Origin of the sequence: Pseudomonas sp. 5P_5.1_Bac1 (genome assembly GCF_025466015.1) — a bacterium.
Taxonomy (GTDB): domain Bacteria; phylum Pseudomonadota; class Gammaproteobacteria; order Pseudomonadales; family Pseudomonadaceae; genus Aquipseudomonas.
The window spans coordinates 22183-44331 of sequence record NZ_JANLNX010000070.1; the positions used below are offsets into that span (position 1 = coordinate 22183).

The 22149-nt window shown below is 65.1% G+C and carries 19 protein-coding genes and 1 pseudogene; 18 read left to right on the forward strand and 2 right to left on the reverse strand.

Annotation, left to right across the window (positions count from 1 at the left end; translation table 11 throughout):
- Nucleotides 1-43: 43 nt before the first annotated feature.
- Nucleotides 44-910, forward strand: coding sequence for a prephenate dehydrogenase (locus tag NTD82_RS15195; protein WP_262129298.1), 867 nt, complete (start codon nucleotides 44-46; stop codon nucleotides 908-910).
- A gap of 21 nt (nucleotides 911-931) precedes the next feature.
- Nucleotides 932-1213 carry a chorismate mutase gene (locus tag NTD82_RS15200; RefSeq protein WP_095155109.1) on the forward strand — a complete coding sequence of 94 codons (282 nt, stop codon included), beginning with the start codon at nucleotides 932-934 and terminating at the stop codon, nucleotides 1211-1213.
- A 130-nt stretch (nucleotides 1214-1343) separates the two neighbouring features.
- On the opposite strand, the gene NTD82_RS15205 is transcribed toward NTD82_RS15200, so the two are convergent.
- A complete protein-coding gene (locus NTD82_RS15205; RefSeq protein ID WP_159985235.1) occupies nucleotides 1344-2366 on the reverse strand; it encodes an MsnO8 family LLM class oxidoreductase in 1023 nt (340 codons plus the stop codon).
- A gap of 397 nt (nucleotides 2367-2763) precedes the next feature.
- On the opposite strand from NTD82_RS15205, the gene NTD82_RS15210 reads away from it, so the two are divergent.
- The 15 genes and pseudogenes from NTD82_RS15210 to NTD82_RS15280 form a co-directional block, all read left to right on the forward strand.
- The gene (locus NTD82_RS15210; RefSeq protein WP_262129299.1) at nucleotides 2764-2925 is read left to right on the forward strand and encodes a hypothetical protein; all 162 of its coding nucleotides are present in this window, start codon (nucleotides 2764-2766) and stop codon (nucleotides 2923-2925) included.
- Between the two features lie 135 nt (nucleotides 2926-3060).
- Complete coding sequence (locus NTD82_RS15215) at nucleotides 3061-4014, forward strand: LysR family transcriptional regulator (RefSeq protein WP_262129300.1); 954 nt, start codon at nucleotides 3061-3063, stop codon at nucleotides 4012-4014.
- 141 nt (nucleotides 4015-4155) lie between these two features.
- Entirely contained in the window at nucleotides 4156-5613 is a 1458-nt protein-coding gene (locus tag NTD82_RS15220) for an FAD-dependent oxidoreductase (RefSeq protein ID WP_262129301.1), read from the forward strand.
- A 35-nt stretch (nucleotides 5614-5648) separates the two neighbouring features.
- On the forward strand, nucleotides 5649-6167 hold the full coding sequence (locus tag NTD82_RS15225) for a CMD domain-containing protein (protein ID WP_143501931.1): 519 nt from the start codon (nucleotides 5649-5651) through the stop codon (nucleotides 6165-6167).
- Nucleotides 6164-6754: a peroxidase-related enzyme gene (locus tag NTD82_RS15230; RefSeq protein ID WP_262129302.1), complete on the forward strand. Its 591-nt coding sequence runs from the start codon at nucleotides 6164-6166 to the stop codon at nucleotides 6752-6754. Before NTD82_RS15225 ends, NTD82_RS15230 begins: the two co-directional genes overlap by 4 nt.
- A gap of 25 nt (nucleotides 6755-6779) precedes the next feature.
- A complete protein-coding gene (locus NTD82_RS15235; RefSeq protein ID WP_262129303.1) occupies nucleotides 6780-7694 on the forward strand; it encodes an ABC transporter permease in 915 nt (304 codons plus the stop codon).
- On the forward strand, nucleotides 7691-8509 hold the full coding sequence (locus NTD82_RS15240) for an ABC transporter permease (protein WP_095155102.1): 819 nt from the start codon (nucleotides 7691-7693) through the stop codon (nucleotides 8507-8509). Before NTD82_RS15235 ends, NTD82_RS15240 begins: the two co-directional genes overlap by 4 nt.
- Nucleotides 8506-9504, forward strand: a complete 999-nt coding sequence (locus NTD82_RS15245; protein ID WP_262129304.1) for an ABC transporter ATP-binding protein — start codon at nucleotides 8506-8508, stop codon at nucleotides 9502-9504. Before NTD82_RS15240 ends, NTD82_RS15245 begins: the two co-directional genes overlap by 4 nt.
- Complete coding sequence (locus tag NTD82_RS15250; protein ID WP_095155100.1) at nucleotides 9501-10397, forward strand: ATP-binding cassette domain-containing protein; 897 nt, start codon at nucleotides 9501-9503, stop codon at nucleotides 10395-10397. The genes NTD82_RS15245 and NTD82_RS15250 overlap by 4 nt, the downstream gene beginning before the upstream one ends.
- 3 nt (nucleotides 10398-10400) lie before the next feature.
- Nucleotides 10401-11906 (forward strand): ABC transporter substrate-binding protein, encoded by a 1506-nt coding sequence (locus NTD82_RS15255; protein ID WP_262129305.1) that lies wholly within the window; start codon nucleotides 10401-10403, stop codon nucleotides 11904-11906.
- A gap of 121 nt (nucleotides 11907-12027) precedes the next feature.
- Nucleotides 12028-14115, forward strand: a complete 2088-nt coding sequence (locus NTD82_RS15260; protein ID WP_262129307.1) for a hydantoinase/oxoprolinase family protein — start codon at nucleotides 12028-12030, stop codon at nucleotides 14113-14115.
- Nucleotides 14112-15770: a hydantoinase B/oxoprolinase family protein gene (locus NTD82_RS15265; protein ID WP_095155097.1), complete on the forward strand. Its 1659-nt coding sequence runs from the start codon at nucleotides 14112-14114 to the stop codon at nucleotides 15768-15770. The genes NTD82_RS15260 and NTD82_RS15265 overlap by 4 nt, the downstream gene beginning before the upstream one ends.
- 126 nt (nucleotides 15771-15896) lie before the next feature.
- On the forward strand, nucleotides 15897-18335 hold the full coding sequence (locus NTD82_RS15270) for a TonB-dependent receptor plug domain-containing protein (protein ID WP_262129308.1): 2439 nt from the start codon (nucleotides 15897-15899) through the stop codon (nucleotides 18333-18335).
- 10 nt (nucleotides 18336-18345) lie between these two features.
- Nucleotides 18346-19317 carry an alpha/beta fold hydrolase gene (locus NTD82_RS15275; protein WP_095155095.1) on the forward strand — a complete coding sequence of 324 codons (972 nt, stop codon included), beginning with the start codon at nucleotides 18346-18348 and terminating at the stop codon, nucleotides 19315-19317.
- A gap of 17 nt (nucleotides 19318-19334) precedes the next feature.
- Nucleotides 19335-19676, forward strand: a pseudogene (locus tag NTD82_RS15280) (aminotransferase class V-fold PLP-dependent enzyme); the annotation flags it as partial.
- Here NTD82_RS15280 and NTD82_RS15285 read toward each other — a convergent pair.
- Complete coding sequence (locus NTD82_RS15285; protein WP_262129309.1) at nucleotides 19589-20557, reverse strand: AraC family transcriptional regulator; 969 nt, start codon at nucleotides 20555-20557, stop codon at nucleotides 19589-19591. The pseudogene NTD82_RS15280 and the gene NTD82_RS15285 sit on opposite strands and share 88 nt — an antisense overlap.
- Before the next feature lie 103 nt (nucleotides 20558-20660).
- On the opposite strand from NTD82_RS15285, the gene NTD82_RS15290 reads away from it, so the two are divergent.
- Nucleotides 20661-21911, forward strand: coding sequence for an MFS transporter (locus NTD82_RS15290; protein ID WP_262129310.1), 1251 nt, complete (start codon nucleotides 20661-20663; stop codon nucleotides 21909-21911).
- Nucleotides 21912-22149 lie beyond the last annotated feature (238 nt).

Sequence of the window (22149 nt, forward strand, 5' to 3'; positions counted from 1 at the left end):
ATGCTCGCATTGGTAAACCACTCAAGCAAAGGAGTGCGGGAGCATGGAACGCATACGTCATCTGGGTATCGTTGGCTTGGGATTGCTGGGCAGCTCTATCCTGCGGGCGGTGAAACTGAACTACCCGCACATTCACCTGCACCTTTTCGATGGCAACCGCCAGGTCTGCCGTGAGGTTGAGGCGCTGGGCCTGGTGACACAGTGTGCCGCTAGCCTGGCGGAATTGCAGGACTGTGACCTGGTGGTGGTGTGCGTACCGACGGGGGCGGTGGCGACGGTAGTCCTGGCCCTGGCCGAGGGTATGAAAAACGGCGCTGTGCTGACGGATGTCGCGTCAGCCAAGCAGACGGTGATCAACGAGCTGGAAGGTCGTTTGCCGGCGCATGTCTCATTCGTCCCCGGCCACCCCATGGCGGGCGGTGAAGTGAGCGGCCCGGGGGCCGGGCGCAAAGACCTGTTTGTCGGCAAGAGCTGCTTGCTGGTTCCGCTCGCCACCACGGCGGAGAACGCTATTGAACGGGTCGAGGGGTTCTGGCGCGCTCTTGGTGCCGTGACCTGCCGGGTCGATGCCCGCCAACATGACCGGATCGCGGCGTTGACCTCGCATCTGCCGCACCTGATCGCCTTCTCGCTGATGGAGACCTTTGGCGACCAGTTGCCCATCAACCCGCAGACCGGTTCGTTCATCGGTCGCAGCTTCTTCGAACAGATTCGCCTGGCCTCATCGGATGTCACGGTGTGGACCAGCATCTTTGAAAACAACACGGATGCGCTGCTTTCCCAGACCGAGCATTTCATCGAGGTACTGAGCAAGTGGTGCGCCATCCTGCAAGAACGTCCGCTGGAGTTGCACGGCAAGATAAGCCACTCCTCGGTGCTGGCCAACAAACTGCTGGGAAGCGCGCTGTAGCGCAGAGGGAGAAAGAGGCAAATGGACAACATTGAACTGGCAAGCTTGCGCCACACCATCGACGAACTGGACGAGCAACTGATCATCCTGCTTTCTCAGCGGTTTGAGGTCACCGAGCGAGTGGGGCGACTCAAGGCCCGGCAGCGATGGCAGGCTGTGGACCCCGAGCGCGAGTCGCAGCAGGAGCATCGTTATTCAGCGTTGGCTTCACAGCATGGCTTGAGCCGGGCGCTGATCTTGAAGATCTTTCGCACGATCATTGACGAAGTGGTGTGTAACCACCGCTCGTTCGTTCGCCATTGACCCGGTATGGCGAGGGCCACCCTGTCGGGGGGCCGCAGCCGTGGCCCTTCAATGGATCAGCCTCTCACTCTTGAGCCCGTGGACGCGCTCTTCCATAGCGCAATGCTTCGGTGCGCCAGCCGGGCTTGCGCTAGCGTGCGCCGAGACCGGATGCTTCGGAAAGCAGTCGGTAGCTTCGCAGCCGGTCATCGAAACTGTAGGTGACCGTCACCACCCCGATTTCCTCGCAGCCGTATTCGTCAGCGATGTGTCGAATCCTCGACCAGCAGGTCTCGGGCGAGCCCACCACCATGTCGCCTAGCGTGTTGTCGAACTCGACCCGCTCCTGCTGAGTCATCCGCGCGTATCGCCGCTGCACCTCGCCAGGGGACAACAAAGGCTCGCGGGGCATGCTTCCTGCCATCAGTTTCCTGTAGACGGCGGTGCCGGCGAGGAAGCGCGCTTCGTCATCCGACGCTGCGCAAATCACTGCAAGTGCAACCAGGCGAGGAGGGGGCGTGGTGATCCCGGACTGCCGGTACGCTTCGGCATGTTGCCTGAAAATCGCCGGAGAGCATGTCGCCGGTGCGATGAATTTTGCCAGCGCCAGACCCATTCCCAACTGCCCCGCCAGGGTTGAGCTACCGCCGCCTGACCCGAGCATCCATAGCGAGGGCAGGGTGGCAGGGCTGGTGTCGCAGGCCAAGGCTGAATAAGCATGATTCGTCGGGAAATCACCCCGCAGAAACGCACAGAGTTCAGCGGCCTGCCGGGGGAAATGATCGTGCTGTAAAACACTGCCGGGGGCAGCGAGGGCAATCGAACTCAGGTGACTACCGCCAGGCGCTCGTCCTATTCCCAGATCGATGCGCCCAGGGAAAAGCCCACCGATGAGCGCGAAGGTTTCGGCCACTTTATAGGGGCTGTAATGGGTGAGCATCACGCCGCCGCTGCCAACCCGCATCCTTGTCGTTGCGCTGGCGATCCGCGTGAGCAGAATTTCCGGAGCCGCACCGGCGAACTGAATGCTGTTGTGATGTTCGGCTACCCAGTACCGGTGGTAACCCAGGCTTTCGCACGCGATGGCGAGTTCCAGCGACGTGGCGGCGGCGGTTACCGAGGTTCGGGCTTCATGGATGGGCGTCTGATCGATTACGGTCAATTTCAATGACACTGCACGTGGCTCCGTAAAGGCCGGTTGGGCAACTGAAAGGGAAAGAGGGTGCGGCTTTGTGTAGATGTTAACGAATTTGCTCGGCGAAGTGTGACGGGCAGTGACGCTCCCTTCGCTTGTGCACCCAGCATGACAACTTCCAGTTGGCTCGATGCGAGCCTTGCCCCGCGCTCGACGGCGGCAGGGAGCTGCAAAGGGTGACTTTTTCGAGAAAGGGGCTGTGGGACCTCAGGCTTGGGGCATCCCTTTCAAACCATCCAAGGCATGCCCTCGGATGTGCCCCAATGTAGCCATCCATTGGAAGTGAATGGTGCTCCATGGTTTGTGGGAAGGCAGAAATGATCAGCCGAACAGCCTGCCAGACGACCCCCTAAAGACTCTCTGAGTCGCCGATAGCGTGCGCGTCCTGGCCGGGCGGACCCGGCAATCGGCAGGAGAAATCGAAGGCACCATCGACCAGTTGCTGCAGGTCACCACCCAGGTGGTGGACGAGATGCAGTCGGGGCTGGTCCTGATCGAGGACAGCCTGCACCTGAGCCACTGGAACAACCCTCGATAGTGGCTGGCCAACGCAGTTGATCAGTATCACGGGACTGCGCGGATACCTTTTAGATTGCAATGAATCCCACTTGATTGAAGAATCAGCGCACCCGGCCACACGGCCAGACGGTATCGCCGTTATCAAGGAGAATTCGTGGATCTGCGCCAACTCGAGGCTTTCGCAGCCGTTATGTCCGCCGGCAGCGTGACGGGCGCCGGGCAGATGCTCGGCCGCTCCCAGCCCACCATCACCCGGTTGATCCAGGAGCTGGAGCAGGAGCTCGGCTTCGCCCTGTTCGAGCGCAGCGGCCCGAAAGTCACGCCGACGCAGAAGGCCTTCCTGCTGACCGCCGAGGTGGAGAGCGCGCTGCAGGGCATTCGCCATGTGCAACAGCGAGCGCAGAGCATCGCCCGCAACGAAAACAGTTCGTTGCGCATCGTCGCAACCGCGGCGCTGGCCACCGGGCTGATTCCGCAGACCCTGGCCAACCTGCCCGAGGCGCTGCGCCCGCAACAATTGCAGGTGCACAGCATGCTGCCCGGCCCCGCGATCGAAGCGGTGCTGTCCAAGACCGTTGACCTGGGCGTGGTCAGTCTGCCGTTGGAGCACCGCGGGCTGGAGCTGCACTGGATCGCCCAGGCGCCGTGCGTAGCGGTGTTGCCAGTGGATTCGCCGCTGGCGGACGAAGCGGTGATCAGCATGAAGCGCCTGGCGGCCCATACCCTCGCCAGCATTTCCAATCCGTTCCGCTTCCGCCGGCGTATCGATAAAGCCTTCGAAGCCGCCGGGGTGAAGCCCGCGCACATCATCGACACCAACTCTTCGCTGATCGCCATCCAGATGGCCCGGGTCGGATTGGGCATCGCCCTGGCGGACCCGTTCACCGCCCTTGGCGTGCCGCTCAATGGTGTGCTGGTGCGGCCGATCGAGGTGGACATTCCGTTCTTCTTCGGCCTGGTGACGCCGTTCGCCAGCCCGCTGTCCGATGCCGCCCGGCAACTGGTGGTGGCGCTGGAAGCGGCTTGCCACGAGCTGATGCCCGCGGTCATCGTCCATCCGGCCAACCGTCATGACGCGCTGATGCAGTCGATCTACGCCAGCCAGTGACTGAACCTGCGGGCATATGAATAGCGTTTTTTAGTCTTTGGAGAAATTAAGTCTCGCCAATAGTATTCGGTTTAAGAATTCAATTGCCGATTGAATGCAGAAAATGAATTCAACGGCCGCGATCTTTCCTCGAGTACCTACATGTCCCTATCTTCACCTTCCCCGGGCCTGGATGCCCTTGAACAGCGGCTTGCCGAAGACCTCGAATGGTTGGGCCTGCCCGCCAGGGAATGGATCCCGGAGCAAACGTTGGATGGCCAGCCCGTGCTCCCGGTCGTGATCGTCGGCGGTGGCATGGCCGGCCTGGCGCTCGCCGCCGAACTCAAGCATCTGGGTGTGCCGGCCTGCCTGTTCGACAAAGCTGATGAGGGCCTCGAAGGCCCCTGGATTACTACCGCGCGCATGGAGACGCTGCGCTCGCCGAAACAATTGAGCGGCCCGGCGCTGGGCCTGCCCGCGCTGACGTTCCGCGCCTGGTTCCAGGCGCAATTCGGCGCTGCGGCCTGGGACGCCCTCGACAAGATTCCTCGTCTGCAATGGGCGCACTACCTGCGCTGGTATCGCCAGGTGCTCAAGCTTGAAGTGCGCAACCGCCATCGCGTTGCCAATGTCGACGCCAGCCGCGAAGACCATGTGCGTCTGCAGGTCGAATCCCCGGGCGGCGACTTCATCGTGCTGGCTCGCCATGTGGTCCTGGCGACCGGCCGTGATGGCTTGGGTGGCCCTTGGGTTCCGGAGATTGCCGCGGTACTGCCCCGGCACCTGTGGGCGCATTCGGCGGATGGCCTGCGCGACGACCACTTCGCCGGCAAGCGTGTGGCGGTGGTCGGCGGCGGGGCCTCGGCCATGGACGCGGCGGCGACCGCCCTGGAAGCCGGCGCAGAGCGGGTCGACGTGTTGATTCGCCGGGCGCAGTTGCCGCGGGTGAACAAAGGCAAGGGCGCCGGCAGTCCGGGCATGACCCACGGTTACTGGCGCCTGCCGGACGCCTGGAAATGGCGGATTCGGCGCTACCTGGAAGTCCAGCAGGTGCCGCCGCCGCAAGGCAGCACCTTGCGCGTATCGAAACACGGCAATGCACGGTTCCTGTTCGACAACCCCATCGAATCGGTGGTGGTGGGCGAGGGCGACGAACTGCTCGTGCGCACACCGCGGGCGAACCTGACCTACGACTTCATCGTATTCGCCACCGGGTTTCGCAATGACCTGACGACGCGCGAGGAGTTCGCGGGGCTTGCGCCCCATGTGCGGGTCTGGTCGGACCACGCGGGCTTCGCTAGCAACGAGGGCGCCAGCGAGCTGGCACAGTTGCCGGACCTCGGCGCCCAGTTCGAATTCCAGGAGGCCCGTCCCGGCAGTTGCCCGGGGCTTGGCCGGGTGCATTGCTTCAACTACCCCGCGGCGCTCACCTATGGCGGTGTTTCCGGGGATATCCCGGCCATCAGCGATGGCGCCAAACGCATCGCCCAGGCGCTGGCTGGGCAGTTGTTCGGTGAGGACATCGCCTGGCATTTCGCGCAGATGCAGGCCTACGAAGAACCTGAGTTGCAGGGGGACGAATGGACCGCTGGTGTCCTTGCGCCTGAAGAGCTGCTGTGAACCCGTGATTCCCGCCCATCCTCCGAGGTAGTGCCATGACCGTTTCCCTTTCATCCGGGCCGGATTTGTTGTCCGGCCTGTTGCCGGCCAGCCCGTACCTGCATGACCTGCGCGCCAGCCGCGACAAGGTCGTGCAGGCGACCCGGGACAGCCACGCCGCGCTGTTCGATCCCGGCCTCGACCAGGCCCTCGACCTGCTGACCCGCCATGCGGTCGCTTTGTACGTCGCAGTGCTCAACCGCCAGCCCGCGCTGGCCGCGCATTACCGCAGCCAACTGCTGGACGACGGCCTCGCGCCGGTCTCTCGGGCGGCGATCGAGGCCGACGACCTTGAAGGTGTGGGCGACCCACGCTTGCAGCGGATTCTGGGCTATGCCCGTGTGCTCACGCTGACACCCGAACAGGGTGATCGCGAGGCCCTCTACGGTCTGCTCGAACAGGGCCTGGGGCCGGTCGAGGCGGTGAGCCTTGCGCAATTGGTCGCGTTCCTGGCGTTCGAAGCGCGCCTGCTGGGCGGCCTGGCGGTAATCGGTGAAAAGAGGGCGCAGGCATGAGTGAATTGATCGAAGAACAGGGCTTCACCAACGCCAGCCTCGTCTGGAAAAGCTGGCTGCCATTGGTGGACAAGGACACCGCCAGCAGCGAGCAACTGAGCGTGCTGAAAGAGAGCCACCCCCGCGCGCTGGTCTCGGAGTACTACCTGACCCTGGCCCATCAGCCTGAGATCCTGCGCCACCGCTCACTGGCCTTCAACGCCATCATGTATGCGCCGGGCGGCCTGTCGCGGGCCGAGCGGGAGCTGGCCAGCGTGGTGGTGTCGCGGGTCAACCGCTGTGTCTATTGCGCCTCGGTGCATGCCCAGCGCTACGAACAACTGGCCAAGCGCAACGCGGTCATCGCCCAGGTGTTCGCCGACCCGTGGAGTGCCGGCGACACCGACCGCGAGCGGGCGATCATCCGCTTCGCCATCGCCCTGACCCTGCAACCCGCCGGCAACCATGAGGAACAGGTGCGTGACCTGCGCGCGCAGCTCAGCGATGCCGAAATTCTCGATCTGGTCCATGTGGTGGCGATCTTCGCCTGGGCCAACCGGCTCATGCTCAACCTGGGCGAGCCGCAGCCTGACACGGCACCGGCATGAACGCGGACAGCGGAGGAACGTGCTGATGTGGCATCGCCTGGCCAGTGCGCTGGTTGCCGTCTGGGGCGCGGTGACCCTGGTGTTCGTGATCACCCGGTTCATCGGCGACCCTTCGGCGCTGTTGCTGCCCATCGGCGCCAGCGCCGCGCAGATCGATGCGCTGCGGGCCCAGTTGGGGCTGGACCTGCCGCTCTGGGAGCAATACCTGCATTACCTCGGCCAGGTGTTCGAGGGCGATTTCGGCCAGTCGTTTATCAGCGGCAAGCCGGCGCTCGCCCAGGTGCTGGAACGGCTGCCGGCGACCTTGCTGCTGGGCGGTTCGGCGTTGGCGTTCGGCGTGCTGAGTGGCGGTCTGGCGGCGGTTGCGCTGGCGACCCGGGGCGATCGCCTGACGCGCTTCATTCTGCAACCGCTGGTGCTGCTGGCCCAGGCCACTCCCGGCTTCTGGCTGGGCATGCTGTTGGTGATGCTGTTTGCGGTGAACCTCGGCTGGCTGCCCAGCGGCGGCTACGGCAAGGCCAGCCATCTGGTGCTGCCGGCGGTGACCCTGGGTGCGTTCATCGCCGCCAGTGTCGCCCGGTTCCTCCAGGCCAGTCTGCTTGAGGCGCTGCATGGCGACCACGTGCGTACCGCGCTGGCGGCCGGCCTGCCGTGGAGCCATGTGTTTCGCTGGCATGTGCTGCGCAACGGGCTAGTGCCGGTGGTCACCTTCCTCGGCATTGTCGCCGGCGAACTGCTGGGCGGTGCGGTGGTGGTGGAGACGGTTTTCTCCTGGCCGGGCAGCGGGCGCTTGCTGGTGCAGTCGATCAACAGCCAGGACTTTCCGGTGATCCAGGCTGCCGTGCTGGTCGCGGCGGTGCTGTTCGTGGCGATCAATCTGCTGGTCGATCTGCTCAACCAGTGGCTGGACCCACGCATTGCCCATGGGGGGCGTCGATGATGAAGGCTGCCTTGAACAACCTGCGCCCGGTCTGGGTGGCGGGGCTATTGCTGGTGCTTGCCGTGCTCTGCGTGCAGGGGCTGGTCGACCCCGCGCATATCGATCTCGGCCAACGCCTGCGCGCGCCCGATGTGCAGCACTGGCTGGGCACCGATCAACTGGGTCGTGACTTGCTCGGGCGGATCATCCAGGGCGCGGCGCTGACCTTCGCCGTGGCGCTGGTCTCGGTGTGCTTGAGTGGCGTGCTGGGGATCACCGTCGGCATGTTCGCCGGCTATGTCGGCGGTTGGCTAGATACGCTGCTGATGCGCCTGGTGGACATGCAACTGGCGCTGCCCGGCTTGCTTCTGGCTTTGCTGGTGGCGGCGGTGTTAGGGCCGGGGCTGGGCAATCTGGTCTGGGTGCTGGTGCTGACCGGCTGGACCGGTTTCGCCCGGGTGATCCGCGCCCAGGTCATGCAGTTGCGCGGCATGGAATTCATCCTCAGCAGCCACGCCATCGGCGCGGGAGACGGGCGCATCCTGTTGCGTCACATCCTGCCCAATATCGCCGGGGCGTGCCTGGTGATCGCCACCCTGGAAGTGGCGCGGGTCATCATCGTCGAGGCTTCGCTGAGTTTTCTTGGCCTGGGTGTGCAGCCGCCGCTGGCAAGCTGGGGACGGATGCTCGTTGAAGGGCAGGTCTACATGGCCCAGGCCTGGTGGGTCGTGGCCTTTCCCGGGCTGGCGATCCTGCTGGCAGTGCTCAGCGTCAACCTGCTGAGCCGGGCGCTCAAGCGCCGCTTCGATCAGCACCAACCGGGGAGAGGGCGATGAGCGCGTTGCTGGAAATCAACAACCTCAGCATCGGCTTCGACACCGCCCAGGGCATGCTGCTGGCGGTCGACCGCCTGAGCTACCGCGTCGAAGCCGGCGAAACCCTCGGTATCGTCGGTGAAAGCGGCAGCGGCAAAAGCGTCCATGCCTTGGCCATCGCCGGCCTGCTCGACCATCCCGCCGCGCGCATTCTGGGCGGCAGCATCCGCTTCGAGGGCCGCGACCTGCGCGGCCTCAGCCGGCGTGAGTGGACGCAGATCCGCGGCCGTCATATCGGCTTCGTGTTCCAGGACCCAATGACTGCGCTCAATCCGCTGCTGACCATCGGCCAGCAACTGAAAGCGCCGCTGAAGTATCACCTCGGCCTGAGCGAGCGCGAGGCCCGCCAGCGTTGCCGCGAGTTGCTCGACCAAGTGGGTATCAGCGAGGCGGACAAGCGCCTGCGCCAGTTCCCCCATCAACTATCCGGCGGCCTGCGCCAGCGGGTGCTGATTGCCATGGGGATTTCCCTCGGGCCGAAACTGCTGATCGCCGACGAGGCCACCACGGCACTGGACGTGACGGTCCAGGCCCAGATCGTCGATCTGGTCATGGCGCTCAAGGCGCAACTGGGCCTGAGCCTGATCTGGATTTCCCACGACCTCGGCGTGGTCGCCCGGCTCGCCGACACGGTGCAGGTGATGTATGCCGGGCGCATCCTCGAACGCGGTCCGGTCGATGCGTTGTTCTACGACCCGCGCAACGCCTACACCCTGGGCCTGTTGCGCTCGCTGCCGCGCCCCGAGCGCCAGCGTCTGCAGGCCATCCCCGGCCAGCCGCCGGACCTGCGCACGGCGCGGCCGGGCGACCCGTTTGCGGCGCGCAATCGCTACGCCACGCCGCGCTGTTTCATCGAACAGCCGCCCCTGCGTCAGGTGGTTGAGGGTGCGGCCGGGCACCTGTCAGCCAGTTGGTATGACTTGCGATCGATCATTGCCCGGGAGGGCGGTATATGAGCCTGCAACCCTTGCTCCGGGCCGAAGGCCTGTCGCGGACCTTCCGCCAGGGCGGATGGCTGCGCCAGACCAGCACCCCTGCGGTGCGGGATGTCAGCCTGCACATCATGCCGGGAGAAACCCTGGCGCTGGTGGGTGAGTCCGGCTCCGGCAAAAGCACCCTCGGACGCTTGCTCAGTGGCCTGGACCAGGCCGACTCCGGCCGCGTCGAATTCGCCGGCCAGCGCATCGACGGCCTGGACGCGGCGCGCTTGCGGGCGGTGCGACGGGACCTGCAAGTGATCTTCCAGGATCCCTACAGCGCTATCGACCCGCGCATGGCGGTCGGCGATTTCGTTGCCGAGCCACTGCGGGTGCACAAGGCGTTCTTTGACGCTGATGACCTGCAACGCCAGGTTGCCGGACTGATGCGCAAGGTCGGGCTCGACCCGGCCATGGGCGACCGTCGTGCTCGCGAGTTTTCCGGTGGTCAGCGCCAGCGCTTGTGCATCGCCCGGGCCATCGCGCTGAAACCGAAACTGATCGTCGCCGACGAGCCGATCACCGCGCTGGACGTGTCGATCCAGGCACAGATCATCAACCTGCTGATGGACCTGCAACAGGAACTGGGCGTCACTTACCTGTTCATCAGCCATGACCTGAGCATGGTCCGCCATGTCAGTCAGCGGGTGGCGGTGATGCGCGAGGGGCGGATCGTCGAACTGGCGCCCACCGCACAACTGTTCAGCGACCCGCGCCACCCTTATACCCAGGCGCTGCTGTCCGCCGTGCCGGTGCCCGACCCGCGCATCGAGCGGGCCCGCCAGCGGTTGTACTTCGACCCGCAACAACACCCCATCGGCGACGACGCGAGCCTGCGTCTGGTGGGGCCTGACCACTATGTTCTCGGATAAGCCATGCGTGCTTTGCTTGCCCTGCTGATTGCCCTGGCGCTGCCGGCCCAGGCCGACAGCCATGTCGATATCGCCCTGAACGGCGAGGTGAACACCTTCGACCCGCACATGTCGGCGACCATCGCCACCGACCTGAGCGTGGCCAGTCACCTGTACAACGCGCTGATCCTGCGCGGGCCGGACCTGCGCCTGCAGCCGTCGCTGGCCTTGCGCTGGCGCAACCTGGAGCCGACCCGCTGGGAATTCGACCTCGCGCCGCAGGCGCGCTTCGCCAACGGCGAGCCGCTGGATGCCGAGGCCGTGGTGTGGAACCTGAACCGGGTGCGTGATCCCGCGACCAAGTCGCGCATCGCGCCGTGGTTCCGGCAGATCGCCAGCGCCCATGCCGAAGGGCCGCACACCCTGGTGATCGTCACCGACGACGCGTTTCCGACGTTGCCGGCGCAACTGTCGATGCTGTTCATGCTGCCGCCGCGCTGGACCGCCAGCCACGATCCCGCCCGCGAGGTGATGCCCAGCGGTCCGTATCGGATCGCCTCGCGACAACAGGGCGATGTGCTGACGCTGGTGCGTAACGAGCAGTCCTGGCAGCCGCGCCCGGCCTTCGACGAGGTGCGCCTGCACAGCCTGCCGGATGCCTCGGCGCGGGTGTCGGCGCTGCTGGCCGGCGAGGTCGACTGGATCAACGCCATCCCGCTGAGCGAGGTGCGGCGTATCCAGGGCAGCGGCAGGGCGCTGGCCGGCGTCAGTGCGCCGGGTACTCGCTCGGTGTTCATCAAACTCAATACGCTGCGCCCGCCGTTGAACGATGTGCGGGTGCGACAGGCGCTCAATTACGCAATTGACAAGCAAGGCATGACCTCGGCGCTGTTCGATGGCCAGGCGGCAGTCAGCGCTTGCCAACTGCTTACGCCGGTCTACTTCGGCTACAACGCGGACCTGCGGGCCTATCCCTACGATCCGGCGAAGGCCCGGCGCCTGCTCGCCGAAGCGGGTGTCGCCGCAGGCACCCGCTTGCGTCTGGAAGTACCGGCCAACACTTACCTGCAAGGCGACGAGGTGACCCAGGTGATCGCCTCGCAATTGCAGGATGTCGGCCTGGATATCGAGCTGGTGCAGTACGACTTTTCCACCTGGATCAACCGCTACCTCAAGGCGCAGAAGCTCGGCGACATGGCCTTGCTTGCCTACGCCTGGCCCAGCCTCGATGCCGACGGCGTGCTGTCGCTGCTGCAAAGCGACAGCATCTACGCCTATTACCGCGACGCGAGGCTCGACCGCCTGCTCGCCGCCGGGCGCAGCGTTCTCGATGAAGCGACACGCCGCGCCACTTACCAGGAGGCCACCGCCCACCTGTGCGAGCAGGCGCCGGTGCTGTATCTCTACGAGCAGCCGTTCACCTATGGCGCCTCGCCGCGCATCCAGTGGCAGGCCCGCTCAGATGACTGGGTCCGCGCCTACGACATGCAGCCCGCAGAGGCTGCCAAATCCGCCGATTCCGCCTCCTGAACCCGATATAACGATATGCGATTAAACCATTGGTGAACCTTCACTTTGCTCTTTAGTATTCGGATTAAGCATTCATGGCGTTCAATCATGTCAAAAGAGAATTTTAACGGGAGAGGCGGGAATGACTGAAAAGCGCAACGCGCTACCCGCCCGGGGCCTGCGAATAGGCGTGGACACCGGCGGCACCTTCACCGACATCTGCCTCTACGATCCGGCCAGCGGCACCCTGCAAGTCTGGAAAATCAGCAGCAGTAACGCCGACCCGTCGGAGGCCATCGTCGCCGGCATTCGCGAGGTGTTGCAGGTGAGCGGCCAGCCCGCCGGCGACGTGGCCTACGTCGGCCACGGCACCACGGTCGCGACCAACGCCCTGATTGAAGGCCGCACTGCGCGCACCGCTTTGCTGACCACTGCGGGCTTTCGCGATGTGGTGGAAATTGGCCGCCAGACCCGGCCGACGCTGTACGACCTGCAAGTGCGCAAGGTGACCCCGCTGGCTTCCCGCGACCTGCGCCTGGAGCTGGACGAGCGGGTGCGTTTCGACGGCTCGGTGGCCAAGGCGCTGAACCCGCGTCAGGTGCTGGAGCGCGTCGCGCAACTTGAGGCGGCGGGTGTGGAAGCGGTGGCGGTGGGCTTCCTGTTTTCCCATCTGGCGCCGGAGCATGAAGCGACGGTCGCGAAGATCCTCGAAGAGCGCCTGCCGAACGTGTTCGTCAGCACCTCGCATCAGGTCGCGGCCGAGTACCGCGAGTTCGAACGCTTTTCCACCACCCTGGTGAACGCCGCCCTCGGCCCTGTGATGCGCGATTACCTGGGCCGCCTGCAACCGCGGCTGGCCGCGTTGGGCGTTGCCGCGGCGCCGCGCCTGACCCAGAGCAACGGCGGCATCATCTCCGCCAGCCATGCCGCGCAGTACCCGGTCAAGACGGTGCTGTCCGGGCCGGCAGCCGGGGTCATGGGCGCGGTCGAAGTGTCGCGGGCTGCGGGGATCGGCGACATCATCACCTTCGACATGGGCGGCACCTCCAGCGACGTGTCCCTGACCCGCAACGGCGCCGCGTCGCTGTCGACCCGCGCTAGCGTCCACGGTCACCCGCTGAAAGTGCCGCAACTGGATATTCATGCCGTTGGCGCCGGTGGCGGTTCCATCGCCCGGGTCGATGCCGGCGGCCTGCTCAAGGTCGGCCCGGCTAGCGCCGGTGCCTGGCCGGGGCCGGTCTGCTACGGCCAGGGCAACCTGGAGCCGACCGTCACCGACGCCAATGTGGTGTTGCAGGTGCTCAACCCGACGCACCTGCTGGGCGGACGCATGCCGATCAACCGGGGCCAGGCCATCGAGGCCATCGACCGCCTCGCGCAGTCGCTGGGCATGGACCTGTTCGAAACGGCCCAGGGCATTCTGTCGGTGGTCACGGCCAACATGGCCAAGGCAATCCGGGTGATTTCCATCGAGCGCGGCCACGACCCGCGTGACTTTGTGCTGATGGCATTCGGCGGCGCCGGACCGCTCCACGCCGCGCGCCTGGCCCGCGAGCTGGAGATCCGCCGGGTTCTGGTGCCGCGCAACCCGGGCATTCTCTGCGCCATGGGCCTGTTGCTCAGCGACGCCCGCACCCATTTCGCCAAGGGCTGCCTGCTGCGCCTGGACGAGGCCGGGGGCGCCGCGTTGGAACAGGGCTTCGACGGCCTGGAGCAACAGGCCAGCGACTGGTTCGAGCAGGAGGCGATCGCCGTCGAGGCGCGTCAGGTCAAGCGCTTTGTCGATGCGCGCTATGCCGGTCAGGCCCATGAACTGTTGATCGAAAGCCCGCCGGGGCCGATTGCCGCGGACTGGCTGGCGCGGGTGCGCCAGGCCTTCGAACTGGAGCACCGGCAGATCTACGGCTTCGACGCCGCCAACGAGCCGATCCATGTGATCGCCATGCGCGTCGAAGCGACCGGCAAGGTCGACAAGGCGGTGCTGGTCGAGCAGCCATTGGCCTCGGGCGACGTCGCCGAGGCCCGGGTGGGCCAGCGCGAGGTCTGGTATCCGCAGGTTCGCGGCTTCGTTGCCACACCGATTTATGACCGCGAGCGGCTGGGTGCCGGGCACTCGCTCAACGGGCCGGCGATCATCGAACAGATGGACAGCACGACCCTGGTGCTGGAGGGCCAGCGGGCCACGGTGGACCGCTATCTGAACATCCTGATCGAGGAGCAAGGCGAATGAGCGCACCGCCCGTTACCCCCGTCGCCCGCAAGGTCGATCCGATCACCGTCGAGGTGATTGGCTGCGCCTTGTCGACCATCGTCGAGCAGATGGGCGAGGCGATCATCCGCGCCGCCTACTCGGCCAACATCAAGGAGCGGCGCGACTGCTCCGCGGCGATTTTCGACACCGAGGGTCTGATCATCGCCCAAGCCGAGCAGATCCCGCTGCACCTCGGCTCGCTGCTGGGCATCGTCGCCGAAACCCTCAAGCGCGCCGACCTCAGTGCGGTGCGCGCCGGTGATGTGTTCATCGGCAACGATGCCCACACCGGCGGCGGCACTCACCTCAATGACATCGTCCTGCTGGAGCCGGTGTTCGTCGAAGGCCGGCTGTTCGCCTGGGTCGCCAACCTGGCGCACCACTCCGATTTCGTCGACCGTGGGCATGCCCATATTTATCAGGAAGGCCTGCGCATCCCGCCGATCAAGCTCTACCGCGAGCGCCAGGTGCAGCAGGATGTCCTCGACCTGATTCTGCTCAACTGCCAGGTGCCGCACGAGCGTATCAACGACCTCAGCGCGCAGATGGCCTCGAACAAACTCGGCGTGGAGCGGGTCCAGGCACTCTGCGAGCGCTACGGCGCCGCCACCGTGGCCGAGGCCAGCACGCTGCTGCTCGACTACAGCGAGCGCAAGACCCGCGCCGGGATTGCCGCGATCCCGGACGGCCGCTATGTGTTCGAGCACGACTTCGATACCAGCCTGTGGCCGGACATCCTCACCCTCAAAGTGGCCATCGAAGTGACGGGGGAGGAGATCCTCTTCGATTTCGACGGCTGCCCGCCGCAGACCCGCTCGGGGCTGAACATGGTCGCCACGGTGCTGCGAGCGGTGGTGTATTACGTGGTCAAGACCCTGATCGACAGCGACACGCCGGCCAACGCCGGTCTGCATCGACCGATCCGCATCAGCGCGCCTTATGGCTCGATCGTCAACGCCGCGCCGCCAGCGGCGGTGTACAGCCGTCACGATATTGCCCAGCGCCTGACCGACATGCTCTTCGCGGCCCTGGCCCAGGCCATCCCCGAGCGGGTGCTGGCCGGGTCCACCGGGGTCACGGTGCTGACCATGAGCGGCGTTCACCCGCGCACTGGCCAGTTCAATGTCTACAACGAGAGCATGGGCGGTGGCCTCGGCGCACGCTTTGCCCAAGACGGTATCGACGGCGTGCACGTGCATGGCACCAACTCGGCGAACATCCCGGTCGAGGCGCTGGAGAGCGAGCACCCGCTGATGATCCACGCTTACGAACTGGTCCAGGACTCCGGCGGCGCCGGCGAATTTCGCGGTGGCATGGCCATCCGCCGGGTCGTTTCGCCGGTCGATCATGTCGCCACCGTCAACCTCGGCGGGCCACACAACCGCGTGCCACCGTGGGGCCTTGTCGGTGGCTTGCCGGGCAGCACCTCGCGGATCGAACTGGGCGCTGGCGTCGCCGCGCTGCGCAACCGCACCGGCACCTTGCAGCCGGGCCAGACCGCGGCCGCGATCACCTCCGGTGGCGGCGGTGTCGGCGACCCGAGGCAGCGCGCACGGGAAAAGGTGCTCCAGGACCTGCGCGAAGAGCGGATCTCGCCCGCCGCCGCCCGCGACATCTATGGACTGGATACCTGAGCAGCAGACCCGTTCCGCCTTGCCGAACCCAAAACCCCAAAAACCAACGTGCGCCAGAGGCGCACACGCCGTCAGCCGACCACGGTACGCGGTATCCACTTCAGTACCACTGGATGCCCTATAACGATGCCAACATTTAGCCGCACCCCTCATCCTTACTCACCGCTTGCCTTGTGCATCTTCGCCAGCGTCGGGCTGCTCAGCGAGAGCGCCCTGGCGGCCACTGCCACCGATCCGGCGCTGGAAACCGTGACCGTCACCGGCACCCGGGGCGAACAGCGCACCGTCATCAGCAGCCCGGCACCGATCGACGTGATCCCCGCCGCGCAGCTCAAGACCGTGGGCCGCGACGGCCTGATGGAAACCCTGAACGCACTGCTGCCGTCCTACAACCTGCCGGCCATGAGCGGCGCCGGTGCCAGCGGCGTGATCCGCGCCGCCGGCCTGCGCGGGCTCAACGCCGACCAGGTGCTGGTTCTGGTCAACGGCAAGCGCCGCCACAACAGCGGCCTGCTGCAGAGCGGCTCCTGGACCAGCAGCGGCTCGACCCCGGCCGACCTCGACCTGATTCCGACCAACCTGATCGAACGCATCGAAGTCCTGCGGGACGGCGCTGCCGCGCAATACGGCTCGGACGCCATCGCCGGGGTGATCAACATCATCCTCAAGCAGGAAGACAGCGGCGGACAGGCCTCGGCCAGCTACGGCCAGAACTACCTGGGCGATGGCTCCACCCGCCAGGAAAGCGTCAGCCACGGCTTTGCCCTGCCCAACGACGGCTTCGTCCACCTGGCCCTGGAAAACCGCAACCAGGACCGCTTCACCCGGGCCGAACCGGTGGTCCGCGAAGGCTTCGCGGCCAATGGCGTGACCCGTGTGCCCAAGGCCTACGAGGTGGTCAACGAAGGCTACGGCAACCCCGAGAGCAAGATCACCAACTTCGCCTACAACGCCGAGTTGCCGCTGTCCGATGTCACTTCGCTGTATTCGTTCTCGACCCTGAGCCACCGCGACGGCTACAAGCACGCCAACTTCCGCCAGGCCACCGCCAACGGCAACATCACCGAGATCTACCCGGATGGCGCCTCGGCCAAACGGCCGCTGGACGAGGACGACTTCCAGGTGGTGTTCGGCGCCCGTGGCGAACTGGCCGGCTGGAACACCGACCTGAGTACCAGCTACAGCCGCGACTACATTCGCCTGACCACCTCACGCAACCTCAACGCCAGCTTCGGCCCCGAGAGCCCGACCACGTTCTACATGGGCAGCCAGACGTTCAAGCAGTGGGTCAATAACCTCGATTTCACCCAAGCGTTCGACATCGGCCTGGCCAAGCCGACCCAAGTGTCGTTCGGCGTCGAGCACCGCTTCGAAGACTGGAAACTGGGGCAGGGCGAGTACCTGTCCTGGGCGCGCGGCGACTACGTCTACACCAGCGGTCCCTTCGCCGGTCAGGAGCCCAACACCTCGTCGAGCGTGCGTGGCGTCAGCCCTGACGATGCCGGCCAGGCCGACCGCAATGTCTACGCGGGCTACGTCGATGTCGGCTTTTATCCCACCGACAAGCTCTACACCGCGGTGGCCCTGCGTCACGAGCGCTATGACGACTCGGCCGGCAGCACCACTAACGGCAAGCTGACCACCCGCTACGACTTCACCCCCGAGTTCGCCCTGCGCGCGACCGTGAGCAACGGCTTCCGCGCGCCATCGCTGGCGCAGAGTGTCTACCAGCAAAGTTCGGTGAGTTCCTACCAGGCCACCACCAACGGCTACACCCAGTACTACTACAAGCACCTGGCCCCTGACTCGCAAGTGGCCCAGGCACTCGGCGCCAAGGCGCTGAAACCGGAGAAATCGCAGAACTTCAGCGTCGGTTTCACCTGGCAGCCGCTGCCGCAGATGACCACCACCCTGGACGTCTACCAGATCAATATCGACGACCGCCTGGTGCTGTCCGACATCCTCACCGGCCGCGATGTCGTCGCGGTGATGGAGTCCTACGGCCTGCGTGATTTCAACGGCGCGCAGTTCTACACCAACGCTGTCGATACCCGCACCCGTGGCGTCGACCTGCTGACCGACTACCGCGCCGACTACGGCCAGTTCGGCCAGGTGCGCTGGAGCGCCGCGCTCAACCACAACGAGACCAAGATCGAAAGCATCAAGGACGACATCACCACGCCGTCGGGCAGCGGCGTTTTCGGCCACTCGGCCCAGGGCTACCTGCTGCGCGGCAACCCGCGCGACAAGATCATCCTCGGTGCCGACTGGCGTGTCGGCCAGTGGCGCAGCAACCTGCGGGTGACCCGTTTTGGCGAAGTGACCCAGCCGGGCTCGACCCAGGACACCGACCGTACCTTCGGCGCCAAATGGATCACCGACCTGAACGTCGGTTACGACTTCAGCAACGGCGTGTCGCTGGAAGTGGGGGCCAACAACCTGTTCGACGTGGTCCCCGACAAGAACGGCATCACCAGCAGCACCGGGCTGGGCCAATACGGCTACATCTCGCCGTTCGGCTTTGGTGGCGGCTACTGGTACACGCGCCTTGCCTACAACTTCTGAGGGACCATCGATGCACAGGAGAACCGTGCTCCAGACCCTCGGCACACTCACCGCGGGCGCCGCATTGGCGCCGCTGCTGGCGCGTGCCGGCCAACCCGACAACCGCAAGGCGAGGCACATGCCGGACATCAAGCGTAACCAATCCATCGTCATCAACGGCGCGACCCTCAACTACTCGATCGCCGGTGAAACCAATGAACAGCCACTGATCGTTCTCCACGGCGGTCGCGGTCAAGGCCAGCACGACGGCGTATTCGCCGCCCACGCCGCGTTTGGCGACCGCTACAAAGTCATCGGCTTCGACATGCGCGGCCACGGCCATTCGAGCGTGACGCCGCCGTTCACCTTCGATCAGATTGTCGAAGACATCGAGCAACTGCGCGTGACCCTCGGCGGCGGGCGCAAGCTGATCCTGCAGGGCGGCTCGTTCGGCGGCTTTATTGCCCAGGCGTATGCGGTGCGGTATCCGCAACACCTGTCGCACCTGATCCTGCGCGGCACCGCGCCGAGCTATCGGCACGAGGTGGAGGCCACCGCCAACCTCAAGGCACGGGCGGCGAAGAAAGCGCCGATGGCCACCGAAGCCATGTTGCAGAAAATCTTCACGCCCACGCTTGTGGACGACGAAGAGTTCCGCCTGATCATGTTCGCCCTGGCGCCGATGTATGTGCCGGACGGCGTCGCCCCGGATCTGGACGGCCTGCTCGAACGCAGCCGCACCGGCATCTACCGGGCGAAAGTGCACAACGACCTGTACGAGCCCGAGGTATGGCATGCGTTTGATGTGGTTGAGCAACTGGCTCGGGTCAAATGCCCGGCGCTGGTGATCTGCGGCGCTGAAGACTGGATCTGCGATCCGGTGCAATCGAAGATCATCGCCGAGCACCTGCCGGGCGCCCGACTGGTTGTAGTACCCGGTGCAGACCATGCGATCCCTGCCGATGTGCTGTACCGCGAAACTGACCGCTTCCTGCACGGTTAGGTCGCCATAAAGGCACCGGGGCGGTGGTGTGGACCTCCGGTGCAACCGAATCCAACAACCTCGCCCTCAAGGGCATCGCCGCGTCGGCAGGGCAGCGACGACACATCATCTCCAGCCGGTTGGAGCACAAGGCGGTGCTGGACACCGTCAACCAGTTGGCGGGTGAAGGCTTCGACGTCACTTGGCTGGCCGTCGTCCGTTGCCATTCGTTTACCTTGAATAATGCCAATGCCGCCCATTGTGGCCCATCCACTAATAATTCCACTCAGCTTCAGGTGGCAGCCGACGGCCTCAACCTCCGACTCAACCCAGGCGTCTTGCCCGTAACACGCTTGAACGCCCGACTGAACGCCGCCTGAGACGTATAGCCCAAACGCTGCGCGACCTCTTCAATTGGCATCCTTTCCAGCGTCAGCCATTGGCTGGCAAGCCGCATTCGCACCTCGGTGACGTAGCGCAGCGGGGTCATGCCAATCGTCAATTGAAAACGCTCCGCAAAGACCGAGCGGGACGTATTGCATTGCTCCGCCAACTGCTCGACGGTCCAGTCGCGGCCCGGTTGTTGATGCAGCGCTAGAAGCGCACCTGCCAGCCGCGGATCGCGCAGGGCGGCAACCAGGCCGGAGGCGTTGCCGCAGGCGCACTCGACCCAACCTCGAACGACCATCGCGGCGACCACGTCGGCCAATCGCGCGAGGATACCGGCGAAGCCGACGCGTGCGGCGCTGACCTCGCGCTCCATGGTGGTGAGAATAGGCACCAGCCCGGGGTAACGCTGGCCACCGGCATCAATCAGCATCAGGCCCGGCATCAGCTTGCCGAGGCCATGGAGGCTGCCCAATTCGAATTCCATGCATCCACTGAACAAAAGCGTGGCCGGCATGGGGCCGGCATCGGTTCCGGTGTCCACCGCGCTGACGGTGTCGCCGAGAGGCTCACCGTCCAGAAGGTCGATGTCCTGCACGGGCACGTGCGTATGCGAGAGCAATTGATGGGCCGCGCCATGGGCGATGAAGACGGCGTTACCGGCGGACAGCGCATAGGTTGTCCCGTCTTCCATGCGCAGCACCGTGTTGCCGACCGCCAGAAAATGGAACCAGGCATGCCCGGGTTTGGCAGCGAAGCCCAAGCCGAAGGCCGGGCCCGCCTGGATACGCCGGTACTCGACACCGCGCAGGCGCATGCCGCGCAACAGCTCGTTGATGAGATCGGAAGAGAGGGCAAATGGGTCTGTCGGCATTGTTCAGGTGTTTTGGTCAAAAAGTTGAGCTTTTCGATCATAGATCATCCGAATTCTCGCGCCTAGACTGCGGGTCGCACTTGAAGATTGGGAGATCCGTGCAATGACTGACCTTGTATGCAATGCCGTACCCGACAGCCGTTCCGGCGCCGGGCCGGATGCAGAACCTGCAACCCCCGCGTGGATGGCCGTATTCTCGTTGGCCATGGGCGTGTTTGGCTTGCTGACCGCTGAGTACCTTCCGGCCAGCCTGTTGACGCCGATGGCGACCGAGTTGGGGGTATCCGAAGCGCTGGCTGGCCAAGCGGTCACGGTGACAGCCGTGGTGGCGCTGTTCGCCGGCCTGTTGGTGCCGGGCCTGACTCGCAGTATCGATCGGCGCTGGGTGTTGCTGGGTTTTTCCACGTTGATGATCGCTTCCAATCTGTTGGTCGCCGTTTCCTCCAGTTTTGCGGTGCTGTTGTTGATGCGTATCTTGCTGGGCATCGCGCTTGGCGGGTTTTGGAGCATGGCGGCGGCGGTGGCGATGCGCCTGGTGCCGGGGGCTTTGTTGCCGCGAGCGCTCTCGATCATTTTCAGCGGCATCGCCATCGGGACGGTGGTTGCGGTCCCGCTGGGCAGTTATCTGGGCGGGCTGTATGGCTGGCGCAGCGCGTTCTTTGCAGCGGCGGCGGTGGGGGTGGCGACCCTGGTTTTCCAGTCACTCACGCTGCCGAGCCTTGCGCCGCGTCAGCCGGCACGCCTGCGCACGGTGCTTGAGGTGTTGCAGCGGCCAGGCATTGCAATGGGGATGTTCGGTTGTGTGCTGGTGCACAGCGGCCACTTCGCGATGTTCACGTATGTTCGGCCATTCCTCGAAGGTACGACCGGCATTGGCCCACAGGGGCTGTCGTTGATGTTGCTGGGTTTTGGTGTGGCGAACTTTGTCGGCACATTGGTGGCCGGGTGGATGCTTACCCGTCACCCGTTGGCCACCCTGGTGTTGATGCCTGCGCTGGTGGGCGTTGCGGCACTGGCGCTGGTCCTGTTGCCGGCGTCGGTGCCAGGGCAGGCCGTTCTGCTGGCGGTCTGGGGCCTGGCCTTTGGGGGTGTGCCGGTAGCGTGGTCGAACTGGGTCGCCAGCGCGGTTCCTGACCAGGCGGAAAGCGCCGGGGGCATGGTGGTAGCGTCTGTACAGTCGGCCATCGCCACGGGCGCTGCCGCTGGTGGGGCAATGTTCAGCCTCGGTGGCAGCGCAGGCGTATTCGTGGCGGCGGCCGTGCTGATGCTGCTGGCCGCGCTGCTGATTGCACTGCGTGTGCGCGTTCCTTCAGTAGATGGTGCTGTGCTGAACGGGTCGGCACTCCATTTGTGATTTAGCTCTCCACGCGGCGCCGATCAGCCATAGCGGCTTGGCTACTCGGCCAACTACCGGCGACCCAAAGCTGACAGAGCTGAGGCTCAGGTTTAACTTGAGCAAGCCGGTCACGGCCCCAACCTCTACATTCTCAGCCCGCTACCCAGTGTTCAGTATGCTCGATAGTGCGGAAAACCAGCCTGGTCAAGTTTGTAGATGATGGGAGCGGTAGCATCCATATCCATCTGCAGGTTGG

Coding starts and splice junctions, on each gene's coding strand:
- NTD82_RS15270 (WP_262129308.1), top strand. CDS start 15,897: ATGCCAACATTTAGCCGCACCCCTCATCCTTACTCACCGCTTGCCTTG.
- NTD82_RS15245 (WP_262129304.1), top strand. CDS start 8,506: ATGAGCGCGTTGCTGGAAATCAACAACCTCAGCATCGGCTTCGACACC.
- NTD82_RS15265 (WP_095155097.1), top strand. CDS start 14,112: ATGAGCGCACCGCCCGTTACCCCCGTCGCCCGCAAGGTCGATCCGATC.
- NTD82_RS15195 (WP_262129298.1), top strand. CDS start 44: ATGGAACGCATACGTCATCTGGGTATCGTTGGCTTGGGATTGCTGGGC.
- NTD82_RS15240 (WP_095155102.1), top strand. CDS start 7,691: ATGATGAAGGCTGCCTTGAACAACCTGCGCCCGGTCTGGGTGGCGGGG.
- NTD82_RS15235 (WP_262129303.1), top strand. CDS start 6,780: ATGTGGCATCGCCTGGCCAGTGCGCTGGTTGCCGTCTGGGGCGCGGTG.
- NTD82_RS15285 (WP_262129309.1), bottom strand. CDS start 20,557: ATGCCGACAGACCCATTTGCCCTCTCTTCCGATCTCATCAACGAGCTG.
- NTD82_RS15250 (WP_095155100.1), top strand. CDS start 9,501: ATGAGCCTGCAACCCTTGCTCCGGGCCGAAGGCCTGTCGCGGACCTTC.
- NTD82_RS15260 (WP_262129307.1), top strand. CDS start 12,028: ATGACTGAAAAGCGCAACGCGCTACCCGCCCGGGGCCTGCGAATAGGC.
- NTD82_RS15255 (WP_262129305.1), top strand. CDS start 10,401: ATGCGTGCTTTGCTTGCCCTGCTGATTGCCCTGGCGCTGCCGGCCCAG.
- NTD82_RS15225 (WP_143501931.1), top strand. CDS start 5,649: ATGACCGTTTCCCTTTCATCCGGGCCGGATTTGTTGTCCGGCCTGTTG.
- NTD82_RS15290 (WP_262129310.1), top strand. CDS start 20,661: ATGACTGACCTTGTATGCAATGCCGTACCCGACAGCCGTTCCGGCGCC.
- NTD82_RS15200 (WP_095155109.1), top strand. CDS start 932: ATGGACAACATTGAACTGGCAAGCTTGCGCCACACCATCGACGAACTG.
- NTD82_RS15220 (WP_262129301.1), top strand. CDS start 4,156: ATGTCCCTATCTTCACCTTCCCCGGGCCTGGATGCCCTTGAACAGCGG.
- NTD82_RS15230 (WP_262129302.1), top strand. CDS start 6,164: ATGAGTGAATTGATCGAAGAACAGGGCTTCACCAACGCCAGCCTCGTC.
- NTD82_RS15275 (WP_095155095.1), top strand. CDS start 18,346: ATGCACAGGAGAACCGTGCTCCAGACCCTCGGCACACTCACCGCGGGC.